This window comes from Allobaculum sp., assembly GCF_047010065.1.
Taxonomy (GTDB): Bacteria; Bacillota_I; Bacilli_A; order Erysipelotrichales; family Erysipelotrichaceae; genus Allobaculum; species Allobaculum fili.
Window position 1 is genome coordinate 1 of record NZ_JBKXLD010000124.1, and the last position, 6,148, is coordinate 6,148.

The window sequence follows — 6,148 nt, forward strand, 5'->3', positions numbered from 1 at the left end:
AGCGTATCTAATATTCAGTCTCGCGTATACCCGTCGATTGTTTGACACTTACGGTTCAGAACAGGATGGCAGCCTGCAAAAAAACAGAGGCAGACGAATCGGCCTCTGTTCGTAATCAAGTACAGCTTTGCGGCTTCGGGTTTAAGCCTGCTTTTCGGAATCCTCGTCCTTATGAAGAATTTCCGTGAATTCTTCGCCGGTGATCGTTTCTTTTTCGTACAGATACTTGGCCAGTTCATGAAGTTTCATGACGTGGTCATTCAGGATCTGGTACGCCTCTTTGTAGGCTTTGTTGATCAGTTCGATCACTTCGCGGTCAATGGCTGCGGAAGTGTCAGAAGAGCAGGCGAGCGAAGTGTCGCCGCCAAGGTACTGGTTGTTGACCGTTTCAAGAGCGGTCATGCCAAACTGATCGGACATGCCCAGACGGGTGATCATCATGCGGGCCGTCTTGGTCGCCATTTCGATATCGTTGCTGGCGCCGGACGTGATGGAGTGGAAGATCAGATCTTCCGCGGCACGGCCGCCGCAGTACGTAACGATGCGGGAATACAGCTCGTCTTTGGTCAGCAGGTTGTTTTCTTCTTCATCCACCTGCATCGTGTAGCCGAGAGCGCCTTTGGTTCGCGGAATGATGGTGATCTTGTGAACCGGTGCGGCATCGGTGCAGTAGGCGGAAACCAGCGCGTGACCGATTTCGTGGTAGGCGACAATCATGCGTTCGCGCGGAGAAATAACTTTGTTTTTCTTCTGTTCGCCGGCAATGACGATTTCAATGGCTTCTTCCATATCGCGCTGGGTCACCTGCTTGCGTCCGTCGCGGACGGCGAGCAGAGCGCCTTCGTTAACGATGTTGGCCAGGTCGGCACCGGACGTACCGGCGGAAGCGCGGGCGATCATGTTGTAGTCGATATTCGGGGAGGTCTTGACGTTTTTGGCGTGAAGCATGAGGATTTCGCGACGGCCTTCAAGATCCGGCAGTTCAACCGGAATGCGGCGGTCGAAACGTCCCGGACGGGTCAGCGCCGGGTCAAGCGATTCCGGACGGTTGGTGGCTGCCAGAAGGACGATGCCCTTCGAGCCGTCAAAGCCGTCCATTTCCGCGAGCAGCTGGTTGAGCGTCTGTTCGCGTTCGTCGTTTCCGTTGAATCCGGAACCGTCACGCTTTTTACCGATCGTATCGATCTCGTCGATAAAGATAATGCAGGGCGCGTGCTTTCTCGCTTCCTTGAACAGGTCGCGAACGCGGGCAGCACCGCGGCCGACAAACATTTCCACGAATTCCGAACCGGCAATGAAGTAGAACGGAACGCCGGCTTCACCGGCTACCGCACGGGCCAGCAGCGTTTTACCAGTTCCCGGAGGGCCGACTAACAGCGCGCCTTTTGGCATTTTCGCACCGATTTCGGTGTACTTTTTCGGTTCGTTCAGGAAGTCGACCATTTCCTGCAGGTTCTGCTTGGCTTCATCCTGGCCGGCAACGTCCTTGAACGTCGTGTGGGTCATTTCGCCTTTATAGACTTTGGCATTGGATTTTCCCATGCCCATGCCCATATTGCCGAATCCGCCAAACGGGAATCCGCCACCGGAGCCGCCGTCATCATCGCCGTCGTCATCCGATGGATTGGTGAACTTGAAATCCGCGGATCCGGAAGACATTCTCTTTCGCATGGAGCGGAAGAGCCACCAGACCATGCCCCAGATGAGAATCCAGGGAAGCAGGGAAATCAGAACGCTTACGAAGACGTTGTTTTCCCGCTGCGGAATTTCTTCAAACTTCACATCCCCTTCGATCATGCGGTCCACCAGACCGGGATCGTTGATGAGGGTTGTGGTGTAGACTTTGTTTTCGTCGCCTTTCAGCGTATAACGGGCGGTATCGCCGCTGATCTGAACTTCATCCACTTTTTTGTCCGTAACTTCCGAAACAAACTGAGAATAAGGCACAGCCGAAGAAGAACGGTTAAAAACTGTGGAGGGAAAAAGCAGAAGGCAGAAAACAATGATCATCGCAAAGGTGAGGATCAGATATTTCAGGTTCTTTCTGGCGGGCTTTTTCGATCCGCCATTTTTGTTTTGAGAAAAGTTCATGGAACCTCCATTCCAGGATTCGAACGCGGTTCGATCCGGGGGCTGTTTGAATGAATCCTATTATGACGCAGAATTAGCACAAGTACAGTAAGAGTGCCAGCCTTCGTCAATTTCACAAAATTTGGATTTTTTCTTCGAAAAGCGGGTAAGAAGGTCGGAAGAAAAATTTATCCATTCTCTGTAACAATATCGTACCCATCTGTTTCAGTCCTCAAAAATGAACGACAAAATCCTGTCTTGCAGAAGAGAACAGTTTGAAGATACAGGTCCAGAACGGCTTTGCCAATGGAAGAAATAGAGAATACCTCTCAACAATTTCTTAAGACAGACCGATAAGGTTTGCCCTTGCGCAGGAAGCCTGCCGCAGCCCTTTATTAGAGCGAAAATAATAAGGTATACAGGTCCGGTATCTATCGCGGATCTGATCGTTTTTTCGTACAGAATGACAGGAGTTTTGCCCGAAAACGGGAAGAGAAAACCAAAAATAAAGCAAAACGCTCGCGATACGCTCATGCTGAATATAGAAAAAGACGTTTCGTTCTTTCAAATACGCACGACAATGTATTTTCAGTAACAGACGTTGTTTTTAAAAAGAAAACCGTGTGATTTCCAAAAGCGAAACGCCGACAGGCAAAGGATTTTAAGGGGATCCAGGCGAACGAAAACAGGGGAAAAGAGAAAGCGGCTGCGCGCTGTGGGCAGGCGGCAGTGTACAAAAACAGGGAATTTGAGAAAGGAGACGGAAATGAAAAAAGGACGAAAGATTTTGTCGGTGATCTTCTCGCTTTCGCTGCTGAGCCAGCCATACTCCATTTATGGAACGTCCGGCCCGAATGCACAGGAAGAAACGCTGCCTGAAACCGGAGAAGTCCGGCCAATGATTGAAGCCCTTTCGCAAAGCGCCGATCCAGATGCGGTCCTGTCGGCTGACTCTGAAGCGGCATCGCAGCCGCAGGAGAGCGTGCGAAAGAAGGCGAGCAGCTATCGCTACGCAGACGGATCCCGCGGCTTTTTTGCGTATCGAAACCAGAGCGAGGCGCTCCAGATTCTGAACGAAAAAGCGGCGTATACCGAAATGGGCGCCGAACACGACGCGACCAGTCTGAAAAACATGCTGAAGTCGCTGGATATTCTCGAGGATGCCAACACGATCCGCCGCTTTCTGGGCAAGAGCGAATACAGGATCACGGACGCCCTGATGGCGCATTCGCAGATTCGGGCCAACTGGTCGTACGATCAGTATCACGAAAACGAAAATTACGATCATGCGCCCCTCGACTGGGTATCCAAGCCCGCCGGCTGGATCAGCTGGGCGGAAAACCTCGATAATTTTGGATCGCCCGATCTCGACATGCTTCAGCGAGGCAATCTGGCAATGCCGCGAAATTCCTTTGACGGCTGGTATTACTACGAAAAGGAACGGTACGAAAGCACAGCGGGAGCCAGTCTGGACGATCCGACGTATGGCCACTATGCGAACCTGATTCAAAATTACGCGTATGCCGGCGCGGCGTACATTCCCTTTGAGGACTACCGCGGACAGGAATACGGTACGGAACTGCAGAACTTTATGAATTATCGAAGCGCACCCGCGCAAAGCTATACGGTCGCGCAGTATCGCCGGCTTTTAGAAGACTATATTCGCCAGCTGCCCGACGCCCCGCTCTTTGTGAATGCAGTACTTTCCAATGTGCCAGACTGCACGTATACCGGCGAGGCGCAGACACCGGCAGCAACGGTCACCCTGGTCGATGCCGTTCTGATCGAAGGCCAGGACTATACCCTGCAGTATCAGAACAATGTGAACGCGGGAACCGCCACAATCATCGCGACGGGATGCGGCAAGTATTCCGGAACCGTACGAACGACGTTTGAGATTGCGCCCAGATCCATCGAATCGGGATCCGTTTCGGGAATGCCGGGAATGGTGCGCAGTCTGGCCGAACTCGAAGCGGCTGACCTGCAAGTCGAATGCGACGGCCATCAGCTGGTCAAAGGTGTCGACTTCACGGTGGAATGCGAAGAGCTGCCGCTGGGCGACAATTATCACACGCCGTATCAGGCGATGATCCGCGGGATCGGTAACTACTGCGGCGAGAAGCAGGAGCTTGTATTCGGCCCCATGCGCATCGATGTGCTGGCCGATACGTATCCCATTGCGGATGTCACGTACACGGGAGAACCGCTCACTCCGCCGGTAACGCTTTCCTACGGACGCATTTTGCAGGAAGGTGAGGATTACACGCTGCGTTATGTGAACAACTGCAACGCGGGGGAAGCCTCGGTCGTCATCGAAGGCATCGGCAGTTATGGCGGAACGATTACCCAGACGTTCCAGATTCGTCCCGAGTCGATCGGCAATGCCGTCGTCTCCAGTCTTCCCGAATCCGTAAACAGTCTGTCTGAACTTCAGAACGTACAGCCGTACGTACAGAACGGCTTCACGCCGCTTATCGAAAATCAGGATTACACGGTGGCGCGCGAACAGGTGACCAGCGCGCAGGGAACCGATTATTTCCGTCTGACGATTACCGGCAAAGGCAATTACAAAGGAAAACTGGTTCGAACCTGGGGCGGACCGAAGACGCTCGAAAATGCGTGGATGTCCAGTCTGGACGATCTGATCTATACCGGAAAGGCGCTTCGGCCCCGTCCAAACCTCTGGTTTAACGAAACCCTGCTCGTGGAAGGCCAGGATTACCGGCTTCACTATACGAACAATGTGAACGCCGGCGAAGCGACGATCACCGCGATCGGCATGGGAGACTATTCCGGATCGCTTTCCCAGACGTTCCGCATTTCCATCCGCTCCATCAGCAACGGCGTCCAGATTGAGGGAATTCCCGATTACGCGGATCTCGATCAGCAGATCGACGAAGACGATCCGATTCTGGTCTGTGACGGCGTGGAAATTCCCCGCAGCGACTATACGGTGGACCTTTCGCGTGTCGAGTGGGAAGGGCAGGCGTACGTCTGGCGTTTTACCTTTACCGGCGTAAACAACTGCACCGGCATTTTGCATAATGCGGTCTACCGCAAGGAAGATCTGTCCAGACTTTCACTTTCCATCGACGATCAGACGTTTACCGGGCAGGAAATCCGTCCGGAAATTTCCGCGATTCTCGACGGCGTGCCGTTAAGCGAAAACTGGAACTACACCCTGCGCTTTCTGCACAATGTGCATGCTGGCACCGCAACCGTCATTCTGACGGGCATCGGCGCCTACGCGGGCGAAAAGCGGGTTGACTTCCAGATTTTGCCGGATACGGTACGGAATCTGGATATCGAGGTCGATCACGTACGCGAAATTCAGAACGCCCAGCAGCTTGAGGACAACATGCGCGTTCTCATCCGGGCAACCCGGCAGCCGGCCGATCCGGCCGACTACATCGCGGAAGTCGTTTCTGTCAATCTCGACACGCACCGCGCTGTGATCCGTCTGACGGGGAAGCGGGACTATACGGGTTCGCGGGAGTTCATTTTCGATATCGGCGGACCGAGAGAAGATGAAATCAGGCCGGAAGACAGCACGGCAATGTACCGTCTGTACAATCCGAACACCGGCGAACATTTTTACACCGCCGATTCGCGCGAACGGAATTATCTTTCGAGCATCGGCTGGAACGACGAGGGACTGGCATGGATCGCGCCCGTACAGTCGCACACGCCGGTGTACCGTCTGTACAATCCCAACGCCGGCGATCATCACTACACGCCGGATCCGCAGGAATATATTTTCCTGCAAAACGCCGGCTGGCAAAGCGAGGGCATCGGCTGGTATTCCGATGACGCCAGAGGACAGGCGCTGCTTCGTCTGTACAATCCCAATACGACCGGCGCGGGCGCCCATCACTACACCACCGACGCGCATGAACGCGATTATTTGCAGAATATCGGCTGGAAAGATGAAGGCGTCGGCTGGTACGGAAAAGCTCAGTAGATCCGCCTGCAGGCGCTTCCTGCCCAAAATCAGTCCAGAAACACAGAAATACAGAAATACACAAAGTAAGCGTCAAATAAAAGACGGGTATTTTCTCGACCGCCTCCTTGGGATAAT

Annotated in this window: 2 protein-coding genes; one reads left to right on the forward strand and one right to left on the reverse strand. The window is 53.4% G+C overall.

Translation table 11 applies throughout. From position 1 onward, the window contains the following. Positions 1-141: 141 nt before the first annotated feature. Entirely contained in the window at positions 142-2,091 is a 1,950-nt protein-coding gene (ftsH, locus tag ACLUYS_RS09105) for an ATP-dependent zinc metalloprotease FtsH (protein WP_230266480.1), read from the reverse strand. Positions 2,092-2,836: 745 nt separating this feature from the next. On the opposite strand from ftsH, the gene ACLUYS_RS09110 reads away from it, so the two are divergent. Then, positions 2,837-6,031 (forward strand): hypothetical protein, encoded by a 3,195-nt coding sequence (locus ACLUYS_RS09110; protein ID WP_412659664.1) that lies wholly within the window; start codon positions 2,837-2,839, stop codon positions 6,029-6,031. Positions 6,032-6,148: the final 117 nt, after the last annotated feature.